Consider the following 25,533-nt stretch of genomic DNA (forward strand, 5'->3'; position numbering starts at 1 on the left):
TCGGTCAGCGGTCATTTTTACTACGCAAAAAAGCCAGGATCGCCTGGCAGGTAGCTTGTGGTTTTTCTTCCAGGACCCAATGTCCGGTCCTGTGTAATATAAAAGAGTACGGTTGTGTAGTGATGTATTTGACTTGCTCGGCTAAAGTCTTTCCTCTCGAGTGGTCTCCACCGATAGTGAGCACAGGAACAGCCAACTTGTTGCTGGCGAACGTCTGATTGTCGTTTACATCATTCTCTATCCAGGCTGAATAAAGTTTGAAGGCCGCCTCCATGCGTCCAGTTCGGGAATAGTCTTTAATCAAATCCCCGCGCACATCGTCCGGCACTGTATCGTTGCCAGGGAATACAAAGTCGTCAAAAAACATGTTCAGGTAAGTTTTTTCCTGACCTTGGATCATGGTGATAGCCGTTTTGCCAAAGAAGCGAAAATGCCATTTGCTGGTGGTCCGGGTCTCCGGGGTTCCGTTATAAGCCGCTTCCCATCCAGGGATGCCAGGAATGAATCCGTCCATCAAGATGATATGTTTGGTTTCATCCGGATAAAGGGCCCCATAGGCGTAAGCGATAATTAACCCCATGTCATGTCCGACAATGTCGACCTGCTTGATTTTCAGGCTGGTGACCAGCGCGTGCAAATCATGCGCCATGCTTTTTTTGTCGTAGCCACTTTCTGAGATGTCAGTTTCTCCAGCGCCGCGATATTCAGGGACGATGGGTGTAAAACCAGCACGCACCAATAGCCCCATCAATGCCTCCCAATTGCGCCAGCTTCCAGGAAAACCATGCACCAGCAACACTGGATTTTCGCCATTTCCGCCTATGAGATAGTGCATACGAATGCCGTTCACATACGCGTAGGCGTGTGTGAAGGACACGCCGTCAATGACAATGCTGTTTTGTTCCACAGAAGGCGATGGGGTCTGGTGCCGAGACGGCGAGGTGGTAAGGCCCGACCACGCTATTGTATCCATCAATTTTTTATCCATTTTGGGAACCAGATATAAGTTGCAAGGATACGAGTCACGGTCATACCGCAAACAGGACTATTGAGTGTTGACCTGCAGGGTATTTGAGAAAGAAGAAGTCTTTTTCAATGGTTTAAAGCCTGAGGGAATCCCGAATCGCACCGATACTGTCGAAGATGACAGTTCCGACAAACGGAGAGCTTGTTTCGGTTGGGATTTGATCATTCCCGCGCTCTGCGTGGGAATGATCAAAAGGCTGCGCAGCCCTGCGGGAGCAAGCGCCCTCGCCACAGGGCATCTTTAGCGCGTTATTGCACCTTCGCCAAATCCCCTTTCAACGCAACGCCCGCCATGATCGCGCCGGCGTGGCATTCATAGGTAGTCGGGTCCTTGCGTTCGTTGCTCTTGTAGAAGCTGACGATGTTGGTGACGGCATTGGCGCCGGCGTTCTTGGCGGCCTGGTGCAAGCTGATCAGTGCCGATTGCAGCACCCATTCGCAGGCGACTTCATCGGACTTGTTGAAGGCGTTGGTTTTCTTGTTGGTCACGGCACCTGGGCTGACTACGGTGACGTTGCCAGCCGGTTTGTTGCCTGCCAGGTAGAACTTCACGCTGCCGTCGATTTTGCCGGTGCGGATGGCTTCGGCGACGACTTTGTCAAACGGCAGGAACAGCGCGGTATCGCGAGCCTGGCTGATGGCTGGCAGGGTGCTGAGCAAGAGAGCGGCGGTTACGGCGATTTTCTTCAACGACATCATGGTCTCCTTGACGAGGGGTAACGGGAATTTGAACCGGTTCAGTGCCAGCGGCGGAAGATCAGCGAGGTGTTGACCCCACCAAAGGCGAAATTGTTGTTCATCACGTATTCATTGCTCATCGGCCTGAACTCGTTGCGCAGGTAATCGAGCTTGCCGCACTGGGGATCGATTTCGTCGAGGTTGAACGTGTGCACGTAGAGGTCGCGGTTCAGCATTTCGATGCTGAACCAGGATTCCAAAGCTCCACAGGCGCCCAAAGTATGGCCGAGAAAACTCTTTTGCGAGCTGATGGGCATGTGCTCGCCGAACAGGCTGCTGGTGGCCAGGGTTTCGGCGATGTCGCCTTGTTCGGTGGCGGTGCCGTGGCCGTTGACGTAGCCGATGGCGGCAGGCTCGAGGCCGGCGTCTTCCAAAGCCAGTTCCATGGCCCGGCGCATGGTGCTCAGTTCGGGACGGGTGGCGTGCTGGCCGTCGGCGTTGCTGCCAAAGCCGACGATTTCGGCATGAATATGCGCGCCGCGGGCCAAGGCATGCTCCAGTTCTTCGAGTACCAGCATGCCGGCGCCTTCACCGATCACCAGGCCATCGCGGTCCTTGTCATAGGGGCGTGGGCTGGTTTGCGGGGCGTCGTTTTTCAGGCTGGTGGCGTAGAGCGCGTCGAAGACCATCGCTTCGGTCGGGCACAGCTCTTCGGCGCCACCGGCAAGCATCAGGGGCAGGCGCCCGAACTTGATTGCCTCGTAGGCATAGCCGATGCCATGGCTGCCGCTGGTGCAGGCGCTGGAGGTGGGAATCAGGCGCCCGGTCAGTCCGAAGAAGATGCTGATGTTGGCCGCCGTGGTGTGGGGCATCATCCGCACATAGGAGTTGGCGTTCAGCCCTTCGGCCACGCTGTTGAGCAGCATGTTGCCAAAGGCCTTGATCTCGTCGGTGCTGCCGGTGGATGAACCGCAGGACACGCCCATGCGTCCGTCCTTGATCGACTCGTCGCCCAGCAGGCCGGCGTCGGCCAGAGCCTGTTCCGCCGCGCCCACCGCCAGACGAGAGACCCGGCCCATGCTGCGCAGTTGCTTGCGCGTCCAGTGAGTCGGGACCTGGAAATCGTCGATGGGCCCTGCCAGGCGCGTGTTCAATTCGGTGAAGCGATCCCACTCATCCATGCGCCGGATGCCGCTGCGGTTGGCAGCGAAGTTGGCGGCGATGGTGTCCCAGTCGCTGCCGATGGAGGTGATGCCGGCCATGCCGGTGACGACGACGCGCTTCATCAGCACAGGCCTCCGTTGACGGCCAGCACTTGCCGGGTGATGTAGCCGGCTTCGGCGGACATCAGGAAGTTCACCGCGCCAGCCACCTCTTCTGGAGTGCCCATGCGCTGGGCCGGGATCATTTTCATCAGTTCTTCCACGGGCACGTTTTCATCGAGCATGGCGGTGTCGATCAGGCCAGGCGCGACGCAATTGACGGTGATCTTGCGCTTGCCCAACTCGATTGCCAACGCCTTGGCCGCGCCGATCAAGCCAGCCTTCGACGCGCTATAGTTGACCTGGCCGCGGTTGCCGATCAGCCCCGAGACCGAGGTGATGCAGACAATCCGCCCGGCGGCGCGACGACGGATCATCGGCATCATGACCGGGTGCAGCACGTTGTAGAAACCGTCGAGGTTAGTGCGCATCACCGTGTCCCAGTCGTCCTCGCTCAGGGCCGGGAAGGCGCCATCGCGGGTCAGGCCGGCATTGAGCACCACGCCGTAATAGGCACCGTGGGTTTCGACATCGGCTTCGAGGATGGCTTTGCAGGCGGCGCGGTCGGACACGTCGAATTGCAACACCCGGGCGTTGCGGCCCAGGGCCTGGATTTGAGCCTGGACCGCTTCGGCCTCGGCGCGGCCGCTGCGGCAATGCAGCACGATGTCGTGTCCGGCCTGGGCCAGGCGCAGGGCGATGGCGCGGCCGATGCCACGGCTGGAGCCGGTGACCAGTACGGATTCAGTCATGGCGGGGTTCCTGTTGCGGACGGTTCATGAAGATAATGGGCGCCATTGGGCGGACGGAACACGTTCAGTCGGGCGGTGGCGTGAATGCCAGGGGCGTGGATGTGGCATTCGAACACACCCATGCCGTTGTCGTCTTCCAGGGAGCGCAGACCGTGGATGGTCAACTCGGCGCCGACGGGGAAAAATTCGACGTTGCATTCGAACTTGCGGGTGCCGAGTAAAAAACCCAGCTCGACGGCGTCGCCGCGTCGGCGGGCATGGCAACCGGCAAACGCTGCAACGCTCTGGGCCATCAGCTCGATGCCCACCCAGGCGGGCAACCCGCCGTCCTCGCGGTTGAACAAGCCGCCAGGCTTGACCGTGGCGTGGGTATGGATCTGCTCGTCATCGAAGTCCAGGATCCGGTCGATCAGAATCATGTCGCCGGCATGGGGCAGCAGTTCGGCGAGTGGCCAGTCAATCATGGGGCGTCTCCGATAATCAGGCTGACGTTGTTGCCGCCGAAGGCGAACGAGTTGCTCATCAGGCGGCGCGGCGATGTCGGGTTCAGGCGGGTTCCGGCGTTTACCCAGTCCAGCGGCGGCAGTGCCGGGTCGGCCTGGCCATCCCAGACATGCGGTGGCAGGGCCTGGGCGGGATTTTCCGCGCTTAAGGCCAGCCAGCAAAACGCTGCTTCCAGTGCCCCGGCTGCCCCGAGTGTATGGCCGGTCATGGGCTTGGTGGACGAACAGCGCACTCCCGCCGGAAACAGCCCGGCCACGGCCTGGCTTTCCATGGCGTCGTTGTGTTGCGTCGCGGTGCCGTGCAGGTTCAGGTAGTCGATCTGGCGGGCCTCGAGGCCTGCGCAGTGCAAGGCTTTTTCCATCGCTTGGCGAGCGCCACGACCACTGGGCTCTGGCGCGGAAATATGGTGGGCATCGGAACTGGCGCCGTCGCCCAGCAAGGCAATCCGAGCCCCGTCACCTGGCGTCTTGCTCATGAGAAACAGCACAGCCGCTTCGCCGATATTGATGCCGCTGCGGTTCACTGAAAACGGATTGCAGCGCTCGTCCGATACCGCTTCCAGGGCCGAAAAGCCATTGAGGGTCAGCTTGCACAGACTGTCTACCCCACCACAGAGCACGGCATCGCACAGGCCCAGGTCCAGCAGGCGTCGGGCGCTCATCAAGGCGCGGGCGCTGGAGGTGCAGGCGGTGGAAATCACATAGGACGGGCCGCTCAGGTCGAGCCAGTCGGACAGAAAGTTGGCCGGTGCGCTGAGTTCCTGTTGCTGGTAGTCGTAGCCGTCGGGGAAACGTTGCTCGCGCAGGTAATGGGCAATGCCACTGCTGGCTTCATCGATGCCCGAGGTGCTGGTGCCCAGCACGATGCCGATCCGGGCGCGGCCGTAGGCCAGGATGGCACGGTCGATCTCGGGGCGGATCTGCAAGCCGGCTTCCAGCAACAGCTGATTATTGCGGCTGCGTTGCGTCGCCAGGGCATCGGGGATGGGGGCGAGGTCACCCGCCACCGAGGCCACCGGCAAGGCACGCTCGGCCACCCAACCCGCTTCGACCCGCACGCCCGAGCAGTCGCCGGCAAACAGGTTGCGCGCCACGTCATGTTTGTTGCGACCGAGGGCGCAGATCACGCCGAGGGCATTCAAATAGGCGGTCATGGCGCGTTCTCGGTCAACGGTGTGATGCGGTATTGCGGGCCTTGGGGCAGGCTCAGTTGAAAAGCCTGCGGCCGCTCGTAACGCACCTGCCAACGGGCATCGAGGCTTCGCTGCTCATCCTGTTGCCGGGCGGCCGGGTAGTTGCCGGACAGTTCGGTTTCGGGTGTCAGTGCGAACAGTAACGCGGCGAACAACTCCCGGGCCTCGGCATTGGGCGGCAGCAGTCCATCGGCCTGCCACTGGCCGTCGACCAGGCGTTGGCGGGCCACGGGAATGCCCAGCGGGTCCATCATCGACCAGCGGATACCGGCGTCTTCGCGCTGGATTACCAACAGCCAATCCTGACGTTGACCGGCCAGTTGCCGCTCGATGTGCAACTGCAATGGCAGCTCCAGGGTTGGCGTGCGCTCGGGCAACGGCGCGTGGCTGGCGCAGGCACTGAGCAGCAACAGGCAGCCCAAAAGCACCGCGCGCATCATTCGGCGCCTCCTTCGACGGGCTTGCGGGCCACCACATTGACCAAGGTTTCCTCCCGCTCGCCGAACGGTTTGGCGCGACGCAGGCCAAAGCGTTCCAGCAAGCCGAAATCCTTGGAACGGCTCCACCACAGATACGGATAGGACACGTTGCAGTCCTCGAACTGGAACCCCTGGTTGTGGATCATTGCCAGGTACTGGGCGGCGCTTTTCTGCACGTGCATGGGATGACGGAACAGCCAGCGGATCACCCAGGTATCGATGTAGGCCTCGGTGGATTCGGCGAACATCAGGTATCCACCGGGCTTGAGCACGCGATAGAACTCGGCGAGGGCTTGCTCCTGCTCGACCAAGTGGTGGAAGGTCTGGTGGCAGAACAACAGGTCGACACTGGCATCCGGCACCGCCAACGTCGCGCAGTCGCTGCCGATCAATTCCACGGTCATGCCTTGACGCACGGCTTCATCCCGGCTCAGGTCCAGGCTATGGGGATCGGCGTCCACTCCGATCAGGCGCTGCGGCGCGAACACCTGGCGCAGGTACTGGAACGACTTGCCCTGGCCGCAACCGGCGTCCAGCAGCACCGGGTTGGCTGGCAGCGGGGCGCTGAACAGGCTGCGCAGGTCATTGATTGCCACCCGCAGCACATGGTGCTGCCAGGTGTGGCTGCGCAGGAACCAGAAGCCGAAGCGTGTCTCTTCGACGTAGTTGTCGCTCAGGTAGCTCATTGCTCGTTACTCATGGCGCGGGGCTCGCACAGATTTCCGAGAGCATGCGCAGGCGCCGCTTGGGTTCGCTGACGAACGGGTTGCGCTGATCCCAGGCGTAGCCGGCCAGGATCGAACTGATCATGCGACGGATGTCGTCCGAGCCTTCGGTGTAGAAGATTACGTCCTGGAAGGTCCCGGCGTACCAGCCCTCGACGTAGCAGCGGAAGGTATCGACGCCGCGCTTGAGTGGCTCGGCGAATTCGCTTTGCCAATCCACGCTTTCACCTTGCAACTGACGATGCAGCACGCCAGCGGCCATGCTCGCCGAGCGCATGGCAATGGTCACGCCCGAAGAGAACACCGGGTCGAGGAATTCCGCGGCGTTGCCCAGCAGGGCGAAGCCCGGGCCGTGCAGGGTTTTGACATTGGCCGAGTAGCCGCCGATGGTCCGCGCCGGGGTGTCCCACACGGCATTCTTCAACACGCCGGCCAGGCTTGGGGTTTCGTCGATGAAACCGCGCAGGCAAGCGTCGAGGTCGTCGGTACGGCCTGTGAAATGTTCCGCTGCCGCGACCACGCCCACCGAACAGCGCCCGCCGCTGAACGGAATGGTCCAGAACCACACATCGCGTTTGCTCGGATGCGTGGTGATCAGGATTTTTTCCCGATCGAATGTCGGCATGTCGATGCGATCTTCGATGTGGGTGAATACCGCTTGGCGCACCGGGAAATTCGACGGTGCCTCAAGGTCCAGCAAACGCGGCAAGACCCGCCCGTAACCGCTGGCATCGAGGACGAAATCGGCCTCGACCCGGTACTCGCTGCCGTCTTCGCGCTGCACGCCCAGTTGTGGTTTGGCGAGGGTGAAATCGGCGCTGGCGATGGCTTGGCCATACCGGATCTCCACCCCTTGCAACGCGGCCTGGTCGGCCAGCAATTTATCGAAGTCGGCGCGTTGCACCTGGAACGTCGTGGGCTTGCCGTCGCTGAAGGTATCGCCGAAATCGAAGGCACTGTAGCGCTCGCCCCAGGCGAACGCGGCACCATTCTTGCGTTGGAAACCGGCGGCATTCACCGCGTCGAGCATGCCGGCTTCTTCGACGAAATCCAGGCAATGGGACAACAGGCTCTCGCCGATGGAGAACCGTGGGAAATGCTGGCGTTCGATGACCAGCACATCGTGGCCCTTGCGTTTGAGCAGCGCGGCCGCGATGGCGCCGGAAGGGCCTGCGCCGATGATGACGACCTGGCGATATTCCGTTTCAGTGACAGGCATTGGGATTCCTTGAATATCCGTAATCATCGTTGGTTTTCTTGAGCGGGTGTGGGGTGTTCGTGGCGCCCGGCCCATGGCGCCAACATGAAGCTGAACGCCAGGCCCAGGCTCACCGCCAGGCCGAAATTACTCACCGCTGGTGTGCTGGACAGCGCCAGCAGGCCGAACGACAGCCAGGTGGTGACCGCCGCCAGCAAAGTGCCGAGCAGGCTCACCGCCGCGCCACCGATCTGTTCGCGCATCAGGATCGCGTAATCGACGCCGATGGCCGTCACCAACAACAGGCCGAACAGGCTGAACAGCGTCAACGGCTGTCCCAGCCAGCCGAGGCTTGCCAGGCTGCACAGCGCGGCCAGCAACGGCAGGGCAACGATACGCAAGGCGCCGCCGACGCCGAACGGCCAGATCAACAACAGCACGATCAGCACGCAGGAGGCCAATTTCAACTCGGCAGCGCTGACCTGCGTGGCGGCAAATACTCGGTTCAAGTCCCCCAGGCGATCCACCAGTTGTACACCGGGTAAATCCACGGCTTGCACCCGCAGCAGCGCCGCGTCGTTCAAGCCCTGCAAGCTGACCACCGCCGCCACGCCTTGCGCCGTTGGCCCGAGCCAGAGTGTGCGATACGGTTCGGCCAACGGACCGGTCAGCGCGGCGTCAATGTCGGTCAACGGCAGGGCCTGTAATTGCGCCAACTCCCCTTGCAGCGCAGCGATCGGGACGCCCAGGTCCAGCAGCGGCTGCCAGAACGCTGGCAACCGGGCCAGGGCCTCACGCACTTTCTGCTGTTCGGCTGGAGGGCTGACCAGCTGGTTCAGCGACAGGTAGCCCTGGAGTTTTTCCAGGCCGATCAACTGCTCCAGCCGCTCATTGAGGGCTGTCTGGCGCTCAAGCAATTGTGGCTGATCGTCGGCGCGAATCAGGAAGAACTGGCTGGTGGGCTGGAAACCGGTGATACGGGCGACATCGCGGGCTTCGTCGGTCAGGTGCTGGGGCGTGCCGATCCATTGGCGGATGTCGTTTTTCGTGGTCAGGTGCCAGAGCCCCCCCGCGCAGAACGTCAGTAGCAACGCCAGCAGGATCGGCGTGCCTATCCTGTTCAGCAGGGCTTGGCGGGCCTTGAGCAGGGCTTGGCAAAGCGACAGAGGCCATTGGGCCGGACGCAACTCTGCACCCTTGAGCAGCGCCGGCAGGAGGCAGACCGCGCTCAGGTAGGCGCCGACCAGACCGGCGGCGGAAAATATCGCGATCTGGGTCAGGGCCGGGAACGGCGTCCAGGCCAGGGCCAGGTAACCGATGCAGGTGGTCGCCAGGCTCAGGCTCAATCCCGGCAGGGTCAGGCGCAAGGCCGGCCAGCTGCGCCATGGCTTGAGGCTCCAGCTTTTGGACAGATAGTGCAGCGGGTAATCCACGGCCACGCCGATCAGGCTGGAACCCAAAACCAGGGTCATGACATGCATGTGGCCAAACAGGGCCACGCAGGCCACCGCGCCGAACAGCATGCCCACCAGCACTGGCACGAATGCCAGCCACACCCGGAAACGGCGGAAAGCCAGCAACAGCAGCAACAGAATGCCGACCGTCGCACCACCACCGACCCAAGTGATTTCCCGCGATGCCTGTTGCTGGCCGCTGGCGGCGTACAGCAGGCCGCTGGCCGCCAGCAGTTGACCCTGGGCCTGGCCCGCCTGATCACGGCTGTGTTGCAGCAACTCGGCCACTTGCAGCGGCAAGTTCATGTCGAACGCATTGCCGTGGGTGCGGGCCCGCAGCATCACCCAATGTTTGCCGTCGGCTTCGGCGATCAACGCACCGCTGCCCACGTCCAGTTGTATCGCACCGTGTTGGGGCTGGCTGTTCTGAATGCGCCCGGTCAGGCCCAACCAGTCGTCCTGGCTCGGCACCAGGCTGAAGCCGTTGAAGGGGTCGAACAGGGCCTGCACCCGTTGTTGGATGAACGCCTGGGGCTGGTCGATCAATTGCTGCCGGTCTGCTGCCGAGAGCATTGCTAGCCGTCCGTTCAGCAACTGTGAGCGCAACGCCGGCAGGTCGGCCTGCAACGTCCACTGGACCTTGTCGAACAGACCGCTGGCCTGCCATTGCTCGCCCAGGTTCTGCGCCAGGGCGATGGCCTGCTGGCGATCAGTGTGACCGACCAGCACCAGCACCTCGCGATTGAGCGGCTCCTGCATCCGTTGTTCGGCGATGAGTTCCAAGGCATCGGGAGAGGTGCCCGGCACCAGTTCCATGAGATTGACCGACAGAGGCGCGCCGTTGCGCCATTGCCAACCGGCGAGGGCCAGCACCGCCAGCAGCAGGATCAGGAACAGCCGTGGCAGTATCCGTTCACTCGGCAAAATCATGTTGCTCCGCTTCGCTCAAGGGTTGCGCGCCGGTAGCGTCCTGCATGCGCAGCACGGTGCTGTCGCCCTGGGTTTCCAGCAGTTCGATGCGTTGCACCAGTTCGCCGCCGTCGATGTTGATCTGGTTGAAGATCTGTTTGAGCAGCACCGAGCGCGGAGTCAGGGTGAGCTTCCATTGTTGCGGTTCGCCCGACAGGCTCAGCTCGAAATCCCGTTGCAGGCCACTGCTGTCGCCCTGCAGAACCGCCAGGAACAGGCGGTTCTGCTCGGCACCGGCGCTCTTGTTCGGCAGCATTTGCCAGGTGTTGCCATCCCGCCGGGCGATGCCTTGAGGGGTGATGCGGTAGTCCTGTTGCAGTGGGGTTTGCAGCAGCCACAGCAGACCGTGGTTTTTCGCCAGGACAAAGCGGCCCTTGCTGGTGAGGGGCTGGGGCAGGGCGCGCAGGTGTTTTTCCTGGATGAACTGCCCATGGATCACGTCTGGGCGGGCCAGTTGCGCACTCAACTGTTGCAAATCGAACGCCTGGGCCAGGGGCGACAGGCAGCACAGCAGCAACCAGGCAGACAGGCGCTTCATGGCAGCATCCTTTCGACGGCGTCGACAAACACCCGGGGCGAGGCCAGGAGCATTTCACGGCTGGCCATGTCCACGGCCACTTGCACGGAGCTGGCGCGGGTCAGGCGTTCGCCGGTTGCTGCGTCGCTGATCAGGTAGTTGATCTTCAGTCGGTTTTCCCATTCCACCAGGCTGGCGCGCACGGTCAGGTTCTGGCCGAACACGGCGCTGCGCACGTAGCGCAGTTGCAGGTCGATGACCGGCCACGCATGGCCGGATTCGAGCATGTCGTTGTAGTTGTGGCCGATCAGGTCGAGCAGGGCGCAGCGGGCCACTTCCAGGTATTTGACGTAGTGGCCGTGCCAGACCACGTTCATCGAATCGACGTCGAAAAACGGCACCACGATCTGTGCGTCGGCGTGCAGGATTCCCTTACTGCGCATGCAGCCTCCAGTGTTGTTCGGCGATGCGTTGCAGGCACAGACGCAGTTCGCCTTCCAGGGCGCGGTCTTCGATCACAGGGGGGAAATCCTCGGCCAGTTGTGCGTGCATGGCGGCCAGGGCCGGCGGCAGTGGTCGCGCGTCTTCGGCCCGGCTGCGCAGCCACACGCCCTGGTTGGCGGCCAGCAGCGTCGCGGCGGCGACTTGCTCGGTCAGCTCCAGCACGCGGATGGCATCCCGGGCGGCGATGGTGCCCATGCTCACCTTGTCCTGGTTGTGGCATTCGGTGGAGCGCGAGAACACGCTGGCCGGCATGGTGTTTTTCAGGGCTTCGGCGGTCCAGGCGCTGGTGCCGATCTGCACGGCCTTGAAGCCATGGTTGAGCATCGCTCGCTCGGCACTGGCGCCGGACAGGTTGCTCGGCAGGCCATGGTTGTAACGCTCGTCCACCAGCAGCGCGAGTTGCCGATCCAGCAGGTCGGCGACGTTGGCTACCAGATTCTTCAGGCTGTCCATGGCGAAGGCGATATGTCCACCGTAGAAATGCCCGCCGTGCAGCACGCGTTCGGCTTCGGCATCGATGATCGGGTTGTCGTTGGCGCTATTGAGTTCGATTTCGATGAACGAGCGCAGCCAGTTCAAGCTGTCCGCCAATACGCCGAGCACGTGGGGCGCGCAGCGCAGTGAGTAGCGATCCTGCAGGCGATGCAACGGCGCGGTCGGCGCGTCGATGGCCAGGTCCTTGCGCAGCCACGCGGCGACCTGCATCTGGCCAGGATGTGGCTTGGCGGCAAACAGGCGCTCGTCGAAGTGTTCCGGATTGCCTTGCAGCGCGACGACGTTCAGCGCGGTGATGCGGGTCGCCAGTTGCAGCAGGTAGTCGGCGCGAGCGAAGGCCAGGCAGGCCAGGCCGGTCATCACGGCGGTGCCGTTCATCAGGGCCAGGGCTTCCTTGGGCCGCAGCACCAGCGGCGTCCAGCCCAGCTCGCGGTGCACATCGGCGGCCAGGCGGCGCTCGCCTCGGAACATCACTTCCCGTTCGCCGGACAGTGTGGCCGCCACGTAGGACAGCGGCGTCAGGTCACCGCTGGCGCCCACCGAGCCTTCTTCCGGGATCAGCGGCAGGATGTCGTGTTCAAGAAAGGCCTGCAGGCGTTCCAGCAGTTCCACCCGCACCCCGGATACGCCGTGGCACAGCGACTGCAAACGCGCCGCCAGCACTGCACGGGTAGCCTGGGCGTCCAACAGTTTGCCCAGGCCGCAGCCGTGGAACGTATACAAATGACGCGGCAGGGCCTCGACGTGGTGCAACGGCACGGCCACCACGCAGGAGTCGCCATAGCCGGTGGTCACACCGTAGATCACGCCTTCCTTGTCCAGCAAAGAATCGAGGAATTGCGCACCCTTGGCGATGCGCTGGCGGAACGCCGGGTCATCCTGCAACTGCGTCGGCGCCTGACGGTTGGCCAGGGCCAACACATCTTCGATGCGCAAGGGGCGTTCGCCGAAGGTTACCGGCTCAAGAGTGGGCATCGTCATCGGTCTTCCAGAAAGGGTAAAAGTTGAACCATTGTTGTGGGCCCTGGAGGCAGTAATGCGCCAGGCGCTCGGCGTAGCGACCGGTCCAGAGGGCAATCGCTTGCTCGCGGTCGTTGCGCTTCCACACCACGGCATCGGCGAAGGGTTCGAGGGTGACTCGATAGCGTCCCTCGTGCTTGAGGCACATCAGCAGGTTGACCGGGCATTTCAACAGGCCGGCCAGCAGCCAGGGTCCTTGGGGGAATGTGGCCGGGTGGCCCATGAAGTCCACGGTCACGCTACGTCCGCCGTGCAGCGGCACGCGGTCGCCGGCGATCGCCAGCCACTCGCCGCGTTCCAGGCGCTCGCTCAGTTGCAGCATGATCACCGGGTCCAGCTCGCTGACCTGGATCAGCCGCAGATGCGTGGCGCCGGCTTCGCCCAGCAAGCGATTGAACTGCTCGGCGTGCTTGGTGTGCACCAGCACGTTCATGGTCACTTTCTCGCCCAGCTCGGCCAGTGCCCGGCACATTTCCAGGTTGCCCAGGTGCGCGCCCACCAGCATCTGCCCACGGGTATCACGCAAATGATTACGCAGCAGCGCCGGGTCGACGATTTCGATCTGCTCGATGCTCAGCTTGCCGTTCCAGACGTCGAGCTTGTCCAGCAGGGAGTCGGCAAAGGCCATGAACTGCCCAAACACCCGCCGGTGGGTCGGACGCAGCTCGGGGCGGTTGCTCCAGTCGGCCAGGCGCTGCTGGTACTGCCAGGCTGCGTGTCGGGCGCTGCGACCGAAAACGAAGAAATACAGGACGATGCCGTACAGCAGCGGGCTCAGTAAACGTCGGCCCAGCACCTTGGCGGCGAGCGCCGTGAACTTCATCAGCCAGAAACTGCCACGCTCCTGACGGTCGGCCCAGTGTTGTTTATCTGTCTGAAGGCTCATGCCCGCCACCGTCGCCAGAGTATCAAGGGAGAGCGCACCAGCATGCCGAAGAACAGCCGGGTGTGCATGCTGGAGATCAGCACGTTGTCGTGGAACAGGCGAAAGTGTGAGACCCCGTCCTGGGGGTAATGAACCCGGGTGTGCAGCCAGCGCATCGGCTGATTACGCCAGGCCAGGCGCACGAGGATGTCTGAGTCGAAATCCATGCGCTTGCCGATGTTGGCCGAATCGATCAGCGCCAGGGTCGGTGGCAAGGGGTAGACCCGAAAGCCGCACATGGAATCGCGGATCTGCAGGGACAGGCTGTTGATCCAGACCATGACGTGCGTCAGGTAGCGCGCGTAGAGGCGGCCTTTCGGCACGCTGGCGTCGTAGTGCGGATAGCCACAGATCACCGAGTCCGGGTGGGCACGGGATTGTTCGATGAAGGTTTGCACGTCGCCAAGGTCGTGCTGGCCGTCGGCATCCACTTGCAAGGCGTGGCTGAAGCCCAGGCGCGCGGCTTCCCGCAAGCCGGTCATCACCGCGCCGCCCTTGCCCTGGTTGACCGCCAGCCTGACCAGATGAACTCCCTCGCCCTCGGCCAGCCGCTCCAGCACGGCCGCGCAGGCGGGGCTGCTGGCGTCATCCACTAGAACACAGGGCAGGCCGTTGGCGAGCAGCACCTGGACCACGGCCGAAATGGCAGTTTCGTGGTTGTAGACCGGGATGACGGCGCAGGGGTTATGCATGCGGCATGTCTCGGTGGCTAAGGTGCATTTTGTGGCGAGGGAGCTTGCTCCCGCTCGAGTGCGAAGCACTCGCTCTTGAAAAACCAAGGGCTGCTTCGCAGCCCAGCGGGAGCAAGCTCCCTCGCCACAGGAGGACGGTGTGAGCATTAATCATTAGCCATCCCCAACACAATCCGCCCACTGGAACAGGCAGCCGTATCATTGCGGTAGGCAAAATACAGCTTGCCGCGCTCGCGGTCGAAGCGCAGGTGCAGCTGGATCTGATCGCCGGGGCGGACCAACTGCTGGAATTTCAGCACTTCCATGCCGACGAACCGGGGCGGCAAGTCCAGCAGTTGTCGGCCCAGGCTCATGGCCCAGTCGACCTGTACCACGCCGGGCAGTACCGGAGCGGTGGGGAAGTGGCCGCTGAAGTACGCCAGGTCTGGCGGCACAATCAGCTGCAGGTTCCATTCACCGTCGCTTTCGACTTGTTCCAGGACTTCGGGCGCCTTGGGGCGCGGGGCCGTCAGCAGGGCTTCGACTTCGGCCTGGGGCAACTTGCCCTGGGCGTTGAGCGGCAATTGTCGCAGCCAGCGCCAGCGCCGTGGCAGGGCCAGGGTTTCGCAGTGTTCGCTCAGGTGCCGGCGCAGGCCCTCGGTCACGGCGCGCCGGCCCAGGTTACGCAGGGCGCTCAGGCCGGTTTCGCTCAGCACCAACAGCGCGCCGAGGGAGGCGCGATTCTCCTGCACCACCCCCAGCCGCGCTTCGCTGACCCAGTCGTGGGTCATCAGCGCCTGTTCCAGCATCGGCAGGGAGATGCGTTTTTCTTCGAGCTTGACGATACGGTCCAGCCGCCCGAGCAGCTCAAAGCGCCCGTCTTCGGCGATCCGCGCCGCGTCGGCGGTGTGTTCCACGTGGCCGGTCGGCAAATAGGGTGAAGCGATCAGCAGGGCGCCGTCGCTGTCCTGGCTCAGCTCGACGCCGACAAAGGGCTGCCATAGCCCACCGCCCTGGCGCCAGGCGATGCCGCCGGTTTCCGAACTGCCGAAGATCTCCGTCGGCCATTGCCCCAGGCGTTGCTGCAGGCTTTGGCCGGCCTCGGCCGGCAAGGCGCCACCGGAGGAAAACACCCGGCGCACGCTGCTCAACGCCGGCCAGTCGAGGTTGTCGCCCATGCGCTTGAGCAGTGCCGGGCTGGCGACCCAGGCGAAGGCCGAGTACTCGCGACTGGCGCGTTGCAGGTCCTCCGGGAACGCCAGCTGTCGGCGCACGAACGGACGCCCGGCGCACAGCGGCCACAGCACCCGGAACAGCAGGCCGTAGATGTGCTGGGTGGCGACGCTGCCGATCATGCAGGCCGGGCCAAGGTCCGCGCCCCACAATTGCTCCAGGGCGTGGACTTCGTTACTCAACTGTCGCAGGGTTTTCTCGATACGCTTGGGTTCGCCGCTGGAGCCGGAGGTGCACAGGCTCAGCCGGCACTGGTCAAGGTCTAGTTCGGCAGGACTCAGTGGCGCCTGCCGCAAGTCGTCGAGGCGAGCGTCGCCAGGTTGGTCGGTCAGCCACAGGTCGACGTCCGCCGACCAGCGCTGACGGGTCTGCGCTTGCAAATCCGCGGGCAGCAACACGCTGGCCCCGGCGCGCCAGGCACCCAGCAGCGCCACGGCCAATTCGGCAGCGTCTTCCAGGTGCACGGCCACGCGCCGCACGCCCCGGTCTTGCAGACCAGCAGCCAGGCGCAACGCCTCGTCCCGCAACTGCGAGTGATCCAGCACCGGATCGACGGTAACCGCACGCTCCGGTTGTGCCCCGAGCAACATCTGCTCAAGTGTTATCCAATTCATGGGCGGCCTCTTACCCGTTGTCGTATGAGCCATTCAATGGCAAACAGCAGCCCCATCAATCCGTAGGAAATCAGGCCGGTGTACAACATCCACCAACTCAGTGGCGCCCAGAGAGTCAGGGCGGCAGCGAGCAAACCGTTACACAGGAAAAACACACTCCAGGCCACCGTGACCTGACGGGTATACCTCACTGCTTTGGCCGGCAGCTGCGGTTCGCGCAGGCGGGCCAGGCGTTCGACCATCGGCGGGCCGTATTTCAGACTCAGGGCGAACAGCCCGAGCATGAAGGCGCTGATCAGCACCGGATACCAACGCAGCAGCAGCGGGCTGTCGAACAGCGCGAGCAATACACAAAACACAATCGCCGTGGCCGCCATCCAGCGGCTGCCGGCCCCACCCTTGCCGAGCAATGCCCGGGCCAGCCACAGGCTACCCAGCAGCAGCCCGAACTGCCACGGAGCGAAGTGCTCCATGCCGAAATACACTGCAAAGGGGTACAGCAGGCCTGCCAGTAGCAGGCCGAGGCCAATCAGCCGGCTCATGCGGCCGGTTGGACCAGTCGATAGACCGCCTCTACCACGTCATTGACGGTGCGCACCGACTTGAACTCTTCGGCGGCGATTTTCTTGCCGGTCTGGCGCTTGATGTGGTCGATCAGGTCGACCGCGTCGATGCTGTCGATTTCCAGATCCTGGTACAGGTTCGATTCCAGCGTTACGCGCTCAGGGTCCAGTTCGAAGAGTTCGACCAGAGCATCACGCAGGGTGTTGAAAATGTCGTCACGAGTTTGCATGGTCTGGTCTCAGGCTACGCTTTTTGCAGTGACGAAGGCCGCAAGGCTTGCCACATTGCTGAAATGGTTACGGGTGTCCTTGGCGTCGGCGTCTATCTTGATACCGTACTTTTTCTGGATCGCCAGGCCAAGCTCCAGGGCATCCACCGAGTCGAGGCCCAGGCCTTCGCCGAACAGGGTTTGGTCGTCGCCGATGTCGCCGACGCCGATGTCCTCAAGGCCCAGGGCGTCGATGATCAGAAGTTTGATGTCACGGTGCAGATCGCTCATCTTCGGCGAGCTCCTTGATGAAATAGTGATGCAAAAAATCGTTGAGCCTGCGCGAGGCCTGGGGCGGTGGGCCGAGCGCGGCGAAGGCCTGTGGATCTATATCGGCCCCCACGCGAAAACTGAAGTGCACGCGGCGTTGGGGAATGCGATACCAGGGTTCGGCCTTGGTCAGGGTGGTGGGACAAACCTTGATGGTGACGGGGGTGAGGATTTTCGCACCGCGAAGAGCGATGGCCGCTGCGCCCCGATGAAAGGCCGGCGCATGGCCTGGTTGGGTACGTGTCCCTTCAGGGAACACGATCAGGCTCTGGCCGTCTTGCAGGGCATCACTGGCGGCATCGAGCATGTCCATGCTGCCGTCATTGCTGATGTATTGGGTCGAGCGCAGCGGTCCCCGGGTAAAGGGGTTATCCCACAGGCTTTGCTTGACCACGCAGTTGGCGTCACGCACCAGCCCGATCAGGAACACCACGTCAATTAGCGACGGGTGGTTGGCGATGATCATCTGCCCGGGCCGCCCGAGTTTTTCGGCGCCATCGATCTGATAGGTGAGCACGCCAGTGCGGGCCATGAACCGGATAAAGAACCAGAACAGCCGTCCGACCGTGCGACGGGCCCGTTGCCGGTGGGTCTGGGCGTCGCCGGGCAGCCAGGCCAGCAACGGAAACACCAGCACGCGCAGGCACAGCCCGCCCAGCCCGAACAGGGCGAAGCTTGCGGCGGTCGCGAGCAGGCGCCAGTAATAGGCGTCGCGATGTTTACCGGTCACCGGCTGCGTTGCCAGGTCCATACACGATTCTTCCAGGCATGTTGGCAGGTGGTTTTGTTGTCCAGCAGCGTACGTAATAGATCCAGGGCATGGGGCCAGTTGCTGCCCGGTATTTGCCCGGCCTCGGGGGTCAGGTCCAGTTGCCAGTCGTCACCTGGGGTCAGCAGCAGGCCAACCGCGTAGGGAAACGGTACGTCGTTGACCCAAGGGGCATACACCTGGGGTGGCTGTTCTTCGGTGATCACCAGCAGCACAGCCGGCGCGCCTTCGTTCAATAGCGCGGCGGCTTCCAGCACGCCATGCTCCAGCCCGTCGCCCGTGGCGGCCAGGGCGGTCATCTCGCTGGTTTCGCCGCGCATGATCGACCACAGGCCAATAACCGCGTTATGCACCGACAAGCTGAACTGGGTAGGCGACAAGGGCTGGTCGGCCGCCAGGTCCTTGAGAATCTCAAAAGTGCGTGGGGTTTCGCCATGGCGGGAAATAAAGACCAACGGTAGGTTGGGCCGCCCCTCGGCCAGCGGCCAGCCGACACTGAAGGCCATTCGCGCCAGGCGGCTGAGGCGTCGGCGCTGCATGGCCGGCAAAAACGATACATCAGGGGCGGCATCGCTGGCGGGCAGCACGGCCGGTTGTCGGCCCCACGCCTGCCAATCGTCCACGCTTTCGAGCCCGGGGGCCCACGCGCGCCATTGGGCGATATTGAAGTTGATCACAAATTCATCCCACCCCTGCGGGCTTTTATTGTCACGGTTCAGTGGTTTGACCCGCGTCCATCCCTGCATGGCCTTGAGACCCAAGTGGCGCGCATTATCCCGGTGCGACTGGCTTGTAGCAAATACTGGTTACATTTTGCTCAAGCGAAATATGCCCGCTGGTCTGCTCGACATCAGCCCAGGATCATTGTCGCGATCACGACGGGCATGTCTGTCGGTTGTTTCTGTCATTTACCAGGCGAATTGACGCCTCATTGCACGAAAAAGCCACAGGTGCTGTGGTCCATCTGCACGGAAGGTAGCGAAGCAGTGTCGTGGCCTACTACACTCGGGAATCTTTGATACACGGAGGTTTTGACATGCGGCGTGTGGTGTTCAATCAGAAGGGTGGCGTGGGCAAATCCAGCATCGCCTGCAATCTGGCAGCGGTCAGCGCCAGCGAGGGGTATCGCACGCTGTTGGTGGACCTGGATGCCCAAGCCAACTCCACTCAATACCTGACGGGCCTGACCGGCGATGACATTCCCATGGGCATTGCCGACTTCTTCAAGCAAACCCTGTCGTCCGGGCCGTTCTCGAAAAAGAACAAGGTGGATATCTACGAAACGCCGTTCGACAACCTCCATGTCATCACCGCCACCGCAGAGCTGACGGATTTGCAGCCCAAGCTTGAGGCAAAACACAAAATCAATAAGCTGCGCAAACTGCTCGAAGAGTTGGACGAGGATTACGATCGGATTTATCTGGATACCCCGCCGTCCTTGAACTTCTATGCGGTTTCAGCGTTGATCGCCGCCGATCGAGTGCTGATCCCCTTCGACTGCGACAGCTTCTCCCGTCAGGCGCTGTATGGTTTGCTGGCGGAAATCGAAGAACTCAAGGAGGACCATAACGAGGGCCTGGAAGTCGAAGGTATCGTGGTCAACCAGTTCCAGGCCCGCGCCAGCCTGCCACAGCAGATTCTTGATGAGCTGATTGCCGAAGGCCTGCCGGTATTGCCGGTGTACCTGAGCAGTTCGGTGCGGATGCGCGAATCTCACCAGGCAAGCCTGCCGCTGATCCACCTGGACCCACGGCACAAGCTGACCCAGCAGTTCGTGGAGTTGCATGGGTTGCTGGAAAGCGCCTGACTGGCAGGCCTGTACAAATCCAATGTGGGAGCGAGTTTGCTCGCGATAGCGGTCTGCCAGTCGATGCAATATTGACTGATACACCGCCATCGCGAGCAAGCTCGCTCCCACATGAGTGTTTTGTTCAGATCCCCTGGCTGCGCAACCAGCTCATCAACTGCGGCAACGGCAGTGCCCCGCTCTGGCGCGCGACTTCCCGGCCGTCCTTGAACAGGATCAGGCTGGGAATCGAGCGAATCCCCAACTGCGCCGATAATTGCTGATTGGCCTCGCTGTCGAGCTTGGCCAACCGGCATTTGCCCGCCAATTGCACGGCGGCCTGTTCGAACACCGGCGCGAAGGATTTGCACGGGCCGCACCAATCCGCCCAGACGTCCACCAATAACGGCAGGTCGCCCTTGATCTGGCTGGCATAGTCGCCTTGCTTGAGTTCGAACGGTTTGCTCAATAACACCTGGGCCTTGCAGCGCCCGCACTTGGGCTGATCGCCCAGGCGTTCGGCGGGGATACGGTTGAGCCCGTTGCAGTGGGGGCAGGGGATCAGCATGGGTTCAGTCTCAAGGAATGATCATTGGTGAAGATTTGAACACTGTGCAGAGCACACCGCAAACCCTTGTGGGAGCGAGCCTGCTCGCGATTGCGGTCTGACAGTCAATACATCATTGACTGTCCTACCGTCATCGCGAGCAGGCTCGCTCCCACAGGGGTTACGCGTTGCTGATTATTTCCCGTTGGTCAGCGTGTTGTAGCTGGTCATCAGGTTGCGGTAGTCCGGGATGTGGTTGGAGAACAAAGTCGCCAGCCCTTCCACATCGTTGCGCCAGTCGCGGTGCAGCTCACAAGCCAGGCCGAACCAGGTCATCAATTGCGCGCCCGAAGAGGACATGCGATCCCAGGCCGATTGGCGAGTCAGTTCGTTGAATGTGCCAGAGGCATCGGTAACCACGAACACTTCGAAGCCTTCGGCCAGGGCCGACAGGGCAGGGAAGGCCACGCAGACTTCAGTCACCACGCCGGCGATGATCAATTGCTTCTTGCCGGTGGCCTTGATCGCCTTGACGAAATCTTCGTTGTCCCAGGCGTTGATCTGGCCAGGACGAGCGATGTACGGCGCATCCGGGAACAGGGTCTTGAGCTCCGGCATCAGCGGGCCGTTAGGGCCGGTTTCGAAGCTGGTGGTGAGGATGGTCGGCAGCTGGAAGTACTTCGCCAGGTCGGCCAGGGCCAGCACGTTGTTCTTGAAGCGGTCCGGGTCGATGTCACGTACCAGGGACAGCAGGCCAGCCTGGTGGTCCACCAGCAGAACGGCGGCGTTATCTTTGTCGAGACGTTTGTAGGAAGTAGTCATGGCGTAGCCCTCATTAAGTTTTGGTTGCCGAAGGTTTCGGCGTGATTAAGGTTTTCAATGTCGGTGTAGCGATTGATCGGTGATTCATCCGGTCGAAGCGCTCCGGCGTCAGTCCGTGTTGCGTTTCGATGGGTGTAGATTAAAACTGGCACCTTTGATGCGCTAGACTGCAAAAATCCGCCTTAGCGTTCTATTTGGAGAACGATCATCGAAGACCTCAACACGCTTTACTACTTCACCCAGGTGGTCGAGCACGGTGGTTTCGCCGCTGCCGGCCGGGCGCTGGACATGCCCAAATCGAAGCTCAGCCGGCGGATTGCCCAACTGGAAGAGCGCCTTGGGGTTCGGTTGATCCATCGCACCAGTCGCCACTGCACGCTGACGGAGATCGGTCAGGCCTACTACCAGCGCTGCCTGGCGATGCGGGTCGAGGCCGAGAGCGCGGCCGAAGTGATCGAACGCAACCGCTCCGAACCCCAGGGGCTGGTGCGCATCAGTTGCCCGACAGCGTTGCTCAACAGCTGGGTCGGGCCGATGCTGACCCGCTACATGCTCAAGTACCCGCGGGTGGAGTTGTTCATCGAGAGCACCAACCGCCGGGTCGATCTGATCCATGAAGGTTTCGATATCGCCTTGCGGGTGCGTTTTCCGCCGCTGGAAAACACCGACATGGTCATGAAGGTGCTGAGCAACAGTACCCAGTGCCTAGTGGGCAGCCCGGATTACCTTGAGCGCTTGTCTTCACCGGCTTCTCCGGGGGACCTCAACGGCTTGCCGAGCGTGCACTGGGGAGCGGCGCAGCGCGAATACCAGTGGGAACTGTTCGGCCCGGACGGCTCCCGCGCACTGATCCGCCATGAACCGCGCATGGTCACCGACGACCTGCTGGCCCTGCGTCATGCGGTGCTGGCCGGCATCGGCGTCGCCCACTTGCCCACCGTGGTGGTGCGTGAAGACATAGCGGCTGGCCGGCTGGTGGAACTGGTGCCGGGCTGGACGCCCAAGTGCGGCATCGTTCATGCGATCTTCGCCTCACGTCGCGGGTTACTGCCGTCGGTGCGTTCGCTGATTGATTTTCTGGCTGAGGAATTCAGCCAGAGTGATATGGCGTAGCGTGGAGGCAGCCATGCCAGCGGATTCTCCTTGTGGGAGCGGGGTTGCTCGCGAAGACGGTGTGCCAGTCAACATCTATGTGTCTGATACGCCGCATTCGCGAGCAAGCCCGCTCCCACAGGGACTCACACTCCAGGCTTTTCCAAGGACGTTTATCAAGGCTGCCATTCATCAGGTGCGCCGCACTGAAAAGCTGTCAGGGCCTCAAAAAGACACCACGTATCTGTTTGCAGACTCAGGAGGTCCCATGAGCCATCCTCAAGACCCAGCCACTCCCCAAGCAGTGGACAACCCCAACGACGACGGCTTCGTACTCGGCACCGCCGGCCGCGACGAAGACCCCAACGCCGCCCCATCCTACGCCACCGACCGTCGCCACGACCGGGACGAACTGACTCCCGAAGACGCCCGCGGCATGCCCGGCTATCCCGAGGAAAAACCAGCGGCCAAACCCAAGGAGAAGGGGGTTGAAGAGGCGGAGCCGGGGATCGAGACGCCTGAGCAGGGGAACGATAAGGTTGGGTGAGCAGGACTCATATCTGCTCACATTTCTTACCGAGACCTAAATCTTTTGGCGACTAGGCTGGAAACCAGCAAGAGCTAACCATTTGTCTAACTGGCGCTATCGCAATTTGCGATGCGCCAGATTTGTGTTTAACTTCCCCATAGCAAAATGCGATAAGGACGTTGCATGCATGTGATCACTGAGAAACGCATTTGGGAGGCCAAGGAGAAATGGCCACATTCAGCGAATGCGTTGGATCAATGGTATCGGCTGATCAAGCGCAATAGCCCGGCTGATTTCGCGGCGATGAAATCCATATTTCCAGCAACCGATAAGGTCGGTCCGCTGCATGTGTTTGACATCGGTGGAAACAAGTTGCGGCTGATTGCGGTGATTCGATACCGAGCACAGCGTCTGTATATCAAATGCGTGCTTGACCCTCGGGAATACGACAGAGGCAAGTGGAAGGAGGAAAAGGGATGAGTGCACTGATCGAACAAGTCGCCGCCCACTGGGAGTTTGTGTCGCCCCTGCTGCGTAAGCCCAGGAGCGAAGAGGATTACGACCGGTTGGTCGCAGCACTCGATGAATTGTTGGAGTTGGTTGGCGAAGAAGAAGCCCATCCGCTGATGAGTCTGGTGGATATCATCGGTGAATGGATCGAGGCCTGGGATCATCAGCACCGACCGATGCCCAAGGCAAGTGGCGTTGAGGCGCTTCGTTATCTGATGCGCGAACACGGTTTGAGCCAGAGCGATCTGCCGGGTATAGGTGCCCAGTCGGTGGTATCGGAGATATTGAGCGGCAAGCGCCAGCTCAATTTAAGGCAGATCCGCTGGTTGGCGGAGCGCTTCGGTGTATCGGTTGAGACATTTGTTTGATGGCTTGGCGCGGCGCACTAACTGCGGCGAGGGAGCTTGCTCCCGCGCCACAGGGGGGGGCGCTATGTCGACTGTCGGGGCTCGACGTTGTCCAGTACCCGGTTCGCCAACAAGCTGCTCAGTTCGTGGATTGGCTTCATGTGCAAGTGCCGGACTGAGAGGTCTGTGGTGAGTTGAAGATCGCCATCGCGAGCAAGCTCGCTCCCACAGGGGGTGGGTGTTGTCGCAAATATCGCGATAACACAGTTCCCAATGTGGGAGCGAGCTTGCTCGCGATGACTGTCGTTCAGACAACCCTGAACCTTTGGCGAGGGAGGGTTATGACGAACAACTGATCTCCAGGTGCTTGCCCCATTCCGGTGGACGTTGCGCGTAGCTGTCCATGCCCGGTTGTTCTTCGAATGGGTTGCTCAGCACGGTGTGCAGGCGGCGCACTTCGTCGTAGTCGCCTGACTCGGCGGCGTCGATGGCTTTCTGTGCCAGGTAGTTGCGCAGCACATACAGCGGGTTGACGGCGTGCATGCGGGCGCGACGCTGGTCTTGATCGACAGCGCCTTCACGACTGACCCGAGCCACGTAAAGCTCGCCCCACGCATCGAAGCCCTGGAGATCGACAAAGTCATCGCGCAGGGTCGCGACGGCTTGCTCGGGGGATTGATCCCCCAGCCGGCGGAAAAACAGGCTGTAGTCGACGCCGCTGTTTTGCATCAATTGCAGCAAGCGCTCCACGAGCTTCTGATCGTCTTCTTCGGCGCGGGTCAGGCCGAGGCGGCGGCGCATCAGGTCCAGGTAGTGAGCCTGGAACAGCGGCAGGTACAAACCAAGGGTCTCGCGCAGGGCTTCGACGCTGATGAACGGCGTCAAGGCCTGGGCCAGGGCGCTGAGGTTCCACTGGCCGATGGGCACCTGGTTGCTGAACGAGTAACGGCCCTGGTCATCGGAGTGGTTGCAGATGAAATTGGCGTCGAAGTCGTCGAGGAAGGCGAACGGCCCGAAGTCGAAGGTGATGCCCAGGATCGACATGTTGTCGGTGTTCATCACGCCGTGACAGAAACCGTAGGCCTGCCATTTGGCAATCAGCTCGGCGTTGCGCTCGACGATTTCGCGGAACATCGCCAGGTACGGTTCCGGCTGCTCGCGGCATTCGGCAAAGTGCAGATTCAGCACATGCTCGGCGAGGGCCGCGTGCAGCTCGGGCTTCTTGGTGTAGTAGAAATATTCGAAATGCCCGAAGCGCACATGGCTGGGCGCCATGCGCAGCACCATGGCGGCGCGCTCCTGCTTTTCGCGCCACACCGGCGTGTCCGAACCGATCACGCACAAGGCGCGGGTGGTGGGAATGCCGAGGGCATGCAGGGCTTCGGACGCGAGGAATTCGCGGATCGAGGAGCGCAGCACGGCACGGCCATCGCCCATCCGTGAGAACGGCGTCTGGCCGGCGCCCTTGAGGTGCAAGTCCCAGTGCTCGCCAGCCTCGTTGTACACCTCTCCCAGCAGCAACCCTCGGCCATCGCCCAGTTGTGGGTTGTAGTGTCCGAACTGATGCCCGGAATACACCATCGCCCGCGGCTCGGTTTCGGCCCAGAGCTTGTGGCCGCCAAAGATCTCGGCAAACAGCGGTGCCTGGGCTTCGCTCGGGTCCAGGTCCAGCAACGCCATCGCCGCCGGGCTGGCAACCACCAGCCGTGGATTGTCGATGGGCTCGGGCAGCACATGGGTCGAGAAACCGTCGCCCAGCCGGGCAAAACGGTTATCTAAGGTCAGGGTTTCCAGCGTTTTCATGGCCGTCT

General features: G+C 62.0%; 29 protein-coding genes. 5 read left to right on the top strand and 24 right to left on the bottom strand.

Features of this window, described 5'->3' with window-relative positions; all coding sequences use genetic code 11:
* Nucleotides 1–4: 4 nt before the first annotated feature.
* From QNH97_RS01935 to QNH97_RS02035, 21 genes are all read right to left on the bottom strand, one after another.
* On the bottom strand, nt 5–988 hold the full coding sequence (locus tag QNH97_RS01935) for an alpha/beta fold hydrolase (protein WP_283555352.1): 984 nt from the start codon (nt 986–988) through the stop codon (nt 5–7).
* A gap of 287 nt (nt 989–1,275) precedes the next feature.
* On the bottom strand, nt 1,276–1,722 hold the full coding sequence (locus QNH97_RS01940) for an excinuclease (protein WP_025211438.1): 447 nt from the start codon (nt 1,720–1,722) through the stop codon (nt 1,276–1,278).
* Nucleotides 1,723–1,763: 41 nt separating this feature from the next.
* Nucleotides 1,764–2,990 (bottom strand): beta-ketoacyl-ACP synthase, encoded by a 1,227-nt coding sequence (locus QNH97_RS01945; RefSeq protein ID WP_283555353.1) that lies wholly within the window; start codon nt 2,988–2,990, stop codon nt 1,764–1,766.
* The gene (gene fabG, locus QNH97_RS01950) at nt 2,990–3,718 is read right to left on the bottom strand and encodes a 3-oxoacyl-ACP reductase FabG (RefSeq protein ID WP_283555354.1); all 729 of its coding nucleotides are present in this window, start codon (nt 3,716–3,718) and stop codon (nt 2,990–2,992) included. Before fabG ends, QNH97_RS01945 begins: the two co-directional genes overlap by 1 nt.
* Complete coding sequence (locus QNH97_RS01955) at nt 3,715–4,182, bottom strand: hotdog family protein (protein ID WP_283555355.1); 468 nt, start codon at nt 4,180–4,182, stop codon at nt 3,715–3,717. The genes fabG and QNH97_RS01955 overlap by 4 nt, the downstream gene beginning before the upstream one ends.
* Nucleotides 4,179–5,375: a beta-ketoacyl-[acyl-carrier-protein] synthase family protein gene (locus QNH97_RS01960; RefSeq protein ID WP_283555356.1), complete on the bottom strand. Its 1,197-nt coding sequence runs from the start codon at nt 5,373–5,375 to the stop codon at nt 4,179–4,181. The genes QNH97_RS01955 and QNH97_RS01960 overlap by 4 nt, the downstream gene beginning before the upstream one ends.
* On the bottom strand, nt 5,372–5,854 hold the full coding sequence (locus QNH97_RS01965) for a DUF3261 domain-containing protein (protein ID WP_283555357.1): 483 nt from the start codon (nt 5,852–5,854) through the stop codon (nt 5,372–5,374). The genes QNH97_RS01960 and QNH97_RS01965 overlap by 4 nt, the downstream gene beginning before the upstream one ends.
* Nucleotides 5,851–6,579 carry a class I SAM-dependent methyltransferase gene (locus QNH97_RS01970; RefSeq protein ID WP_283555358.1) on the bottom strand — a complete coding sequence of 243 codons (729 nt, stop codon included), beginning with the start codon at nt 6,577–6,579 and terminating at the stop codon, nt 5,851–5,853. Before QNH97_RS01970 ends, QNH97_RS01965 begins: the two co-directional genes overlap by 4 nt.
* Nucleotides 6,580–6,589: 10 nt before the next feature.
* Nucleotides 6,590–7,837 carry an NAD(P)/FAD-dependent oxidoreductase gene (locus tag QNH97_RS01975; RefSeq protein WP_283555359.1) on the bottom strand — a complete coding sequence of 416 codons (1,248 nt, stop codon included), beginning with the start codon at nt 7,835–7,837 and terminating at the stop codon, nt 6,590–6,592.
* 23 nt (nt 7,838–7,860) lie between these two features.
* Nucleotides 7,861–10,200: an MMPL family transporter gene (locus QNH97_RS01980; RefSeq protein ID WP_283555360.1), complete on the bottom strand. Its 2,340-nt coding sequence runs from the start codon at nt 10,198–10,200 to the stop codon at nt 7,861–7,863.
* Nucleotides 10,184–10,777, bottom strand: coding sequence for an outer membrane lipoprotein carrier protein LolA (locus QNH97_RS01985; RefSeq protein WP_283555361.1), 594 nt, complete (start codon nt 10,775–10,777; stop codon nt 10,184–10,186). The genes QNH97_RS01980 and QNH97_RS01985 overlap by 17 nt, the downstream gene beginning before the upstream one ends.
* Complete coding sequence (locus QNH97_RS01990) at nt 10,774–11,199, bottom strand: acyl-CoA thioesterase (protein WP_283555362.1); 426 nt, start codon at nt 11,197–11,199, stop codon at nt 10,774–10,776. Before QNH97_RS01990 ends, QNH97_RS01985 begins: the two co-directional genes overlap by 4 nt.
* Nucleotides 11,189–12,736 carry an HAL/PAL/TAL family ammonia-lyase gene (locus tag QNH97_RS01995; RefSeq protein WP_283555363.1) on the bottom strand — a complete coding sequence of 516 codons (1,548 nt, stop codon included), beginning with the start codon at nt 12,734–12,736 and terminating at the stop codon, nt 11,189–11,191. The genes QNH97_RS01990 and QNH97_RS01995 overlap by 11 nt, the downstream gene beginning before the upstream one ends.
* Nucleotides 12,717–13,661, bottom strand: coding sequence for a lysophospholipid acyltransferase family protein (locus QNH97_RS02000; protein WP_283555364.1), 945 nt, complete (start codon nt 13,659–13,661; stop codon nt 12,717–12,719). Before QNH97_RS02000 ends, QNH97_RS01995 begins: the two co-directional genes overlap by 20 nt.
* A complete protein-coding gene (locus tag QNH97_RS02005) occupies nt 13,658–14,392 on the bottom strand; it encodes a glycosyltransferase family 2 protein (protein WP_283555365.1) in 735 nt (244 codons plus the stop codon). The genes QNH97_RS02000 and QNH97_RS02005 overlap by 4 nt, the downstream gene beginning before the upstream one ends.
* 146 nt (nt 14,393–14,538) lie before the next feature.
* Nucleotides 14,539–16,218, bottom strand: a complete 1,680-nt coding sequence (locus tag QNH97_RS02010) for an ApeI family dehydratase (protein WP_283555366.1) — start codon at nt 16,216–16,218, stop codon at nt 14,539–14,541.
* Nucleotides 16,215–16,760 carry a COG4648 family protein gene (locus QNH97_RS02015; RefSeq protein ID WP_283555367.1) on the bottom strand — a complete coding sequence of 182 codons (546 nt, stop codon included), beginning with the start codon at nt 16,758–16,760 and terminating at the stop codon, nt 16,215–16,217. Before QNH97_RS02015 ends, QNH97_RS02010 begins: the two co-directional genes overlap by 4 nt.
* A complete protein-coding gene (locus QNH97_RS02020) occupies nt 16,757–17,011 on the bottom strand; it encodes an acyl carrier protein (RefSeq protein WP_030140951.1) in 255 nt (84 codons plus the stop codon). Before QNH97_RS02020 ends, QNH97_RS02015 begins: the two co-directional genes overlap by 4 nt.
* A 9-nt stretch (nt 17,012–17,020) precedes the next feature.
* A complete protein-coding gene (locus QNH97_RS02025; RefSeq protein WP_283555368.1) occupies nt 17,021–17,281 on the bottom strand; it encodes a phosphopantetheine-binding protein in 261 nt (86 codons plus the stop codon).
* Nucleotides 17,262–18,071, bottom strand: a complete 810-nt coding sequence (locus QNH97_RS02030; RefSeq protein ID WP_283555369.1) for a lysophospholipid acyltransferase family protein — start codon at nt 18,069–18,071, stop codon at nt 17,262–17,264. Before QNH97_RS02030 ends, QNH97_RS02025 begins: the two co-directional genes overlap by 20 nt.
* The gene (locus QNH97_RS02035; protein WP_283555370.1) at nt 18,047–18,766 is read right to left on the bottom strand and encodes a beta-ketoacyl synthase chain length factor; all 720 of its coding nucleotides are present in this window, start codon (nt 18,764–18,766) and stop codon (nt 18,047–18,049) included. The genes QNH97_RS02030 and QNH97_RS02035 overlap by 25 nt, the downstream gene beginning before the upstream one ends.
* 359 nt (nt 18,767–19,125) lie before the next feature.
* On the opposite strand from QNH97_RS02035, the gene QNH97_RS02040 reads away from it, so the two are divergent.
* Complete coding sequence (locus QNH97_RS02040; RefSeq protein WP_283555371.1) at nt 19,126–19,896, top strand: ParA family protein; 771 nt, start codon at nt 19,126–19,128, stop codon at nt 19,894–19,896.
* Nucleotides 19,897–20,020: 124 nt separating this feature from the next.
* Here the strand turns inward: QNH97_RS02040 and trxC are convergent, their stop codons facing one another.
* The gene (gene trxC, locus QNH97_RS02045; protein WP_283555372.1) at nt 20,021–20,443 is read right to left on the bottom strand and encodes a thioredoxin TrxC; all 423 of its coding nucleotides are present in this window, start codon (nt 20,441–20,443) and stop codon (nt 20,021–20,023) included.
* Between the two features lie 174 nt (nt 20,444–20,617).
* Nucleotides 20,618–21,244 (bottom strand): isochorismate family cysteine hydrolase YcaC, encoded by a 627-nt coding sequence (gene ycaC / locus QNH97_RS02050; RefSeq protein WP_283555373.1) that lies wholly within the window; start codon nt 21,242–21,244, stop codon nt 20,618–20,620.
* Between the two features lie 207 nt (nt 21,245–21,451).
* Here ycaC and QNH97_RS02055 point away from each other — a divergent pair, with 207 nt between their 5' ends.
* From QNH97_RS02055 to QNH97_RS02070, 4 genes are all read left to right on the top strand, one after another.
* On the top strand, nt 21,452–22,357 hold the full coding sequence (locus QNH97_RS02055; protein ID WP_283557589.1) for a LysR family transcriptional regulator: 906 nt from the start codon (nt 21,452–21,454) through the stop codon (nt 22,355–22,357).
* 247 nt (nt 22,358–22,604) lie between these two features.
* A complete protein-coding gene (locus QNH97_RS02060; RefSeq protein WP_134922565.1) occupies nt 22,605–22,883 on the top strand; it encodes a hypothetical protein in 279 nt (92 codons plus the stop codon).
* A gap of 165 nt (nt 22,884–23,048) precedes the next feature.
* Nucleotides 23,049–23,345 (top strand): type II toxin-antitoxin system HigB family toxin, encoded by a 297-nt coding sequence (locus QNH97_RS02065; RefSeq protein WP_283555374.1) that lies wholly within the window; start codon nt 23,049–23,051, stop codon nt 23,343–23,345.
* Nucleotides 23,342–23,743, top strand: coding sequence for a helix-turn-helix domain-containing protein (locus QNH97_RS02070; RefSeq protein WP_283555375.1), 402 nt, complete (start codon nt 23,342–23,344; stop codon nt 23,741–23,743). The genes QNH97_RS02065 and QNH97_RS02070 overlap by 4 nt, the downstream gene beginning before the upstream one ends.
* 318 nt (nt 23,744–24,061) lie before the next feature.
* Here QNH97_RS02070 and selO read toward each other — a convergent pair whose 3' ends face one another.
* Nucleotides 24,062–25,525: a protein adenylyltransferase SelO gene (gene selO / locus QNH97_RS02075; RefSeq protein ID WP_283555376.1), complete on the bottom strand. Its 1,464-nt coding sequence runs from the start codon at nt 25,523–25,525 to the stop codon at nt 24,062–24,064.
* Nucleotides 25,526–25,533: the final 8 nt, after the last annotated feature.

This window comes from Pseudomonas sp. G2-4, from assembly GCF_030064125.1.
In the GTDB taxonomy this organism is placed as follows: domain Bacteria; phylum Pseudomonadota; class Gammaproteobacteria; order Pseudomonadales; family Pseudomonadaceae; genus Aquipseudomonas.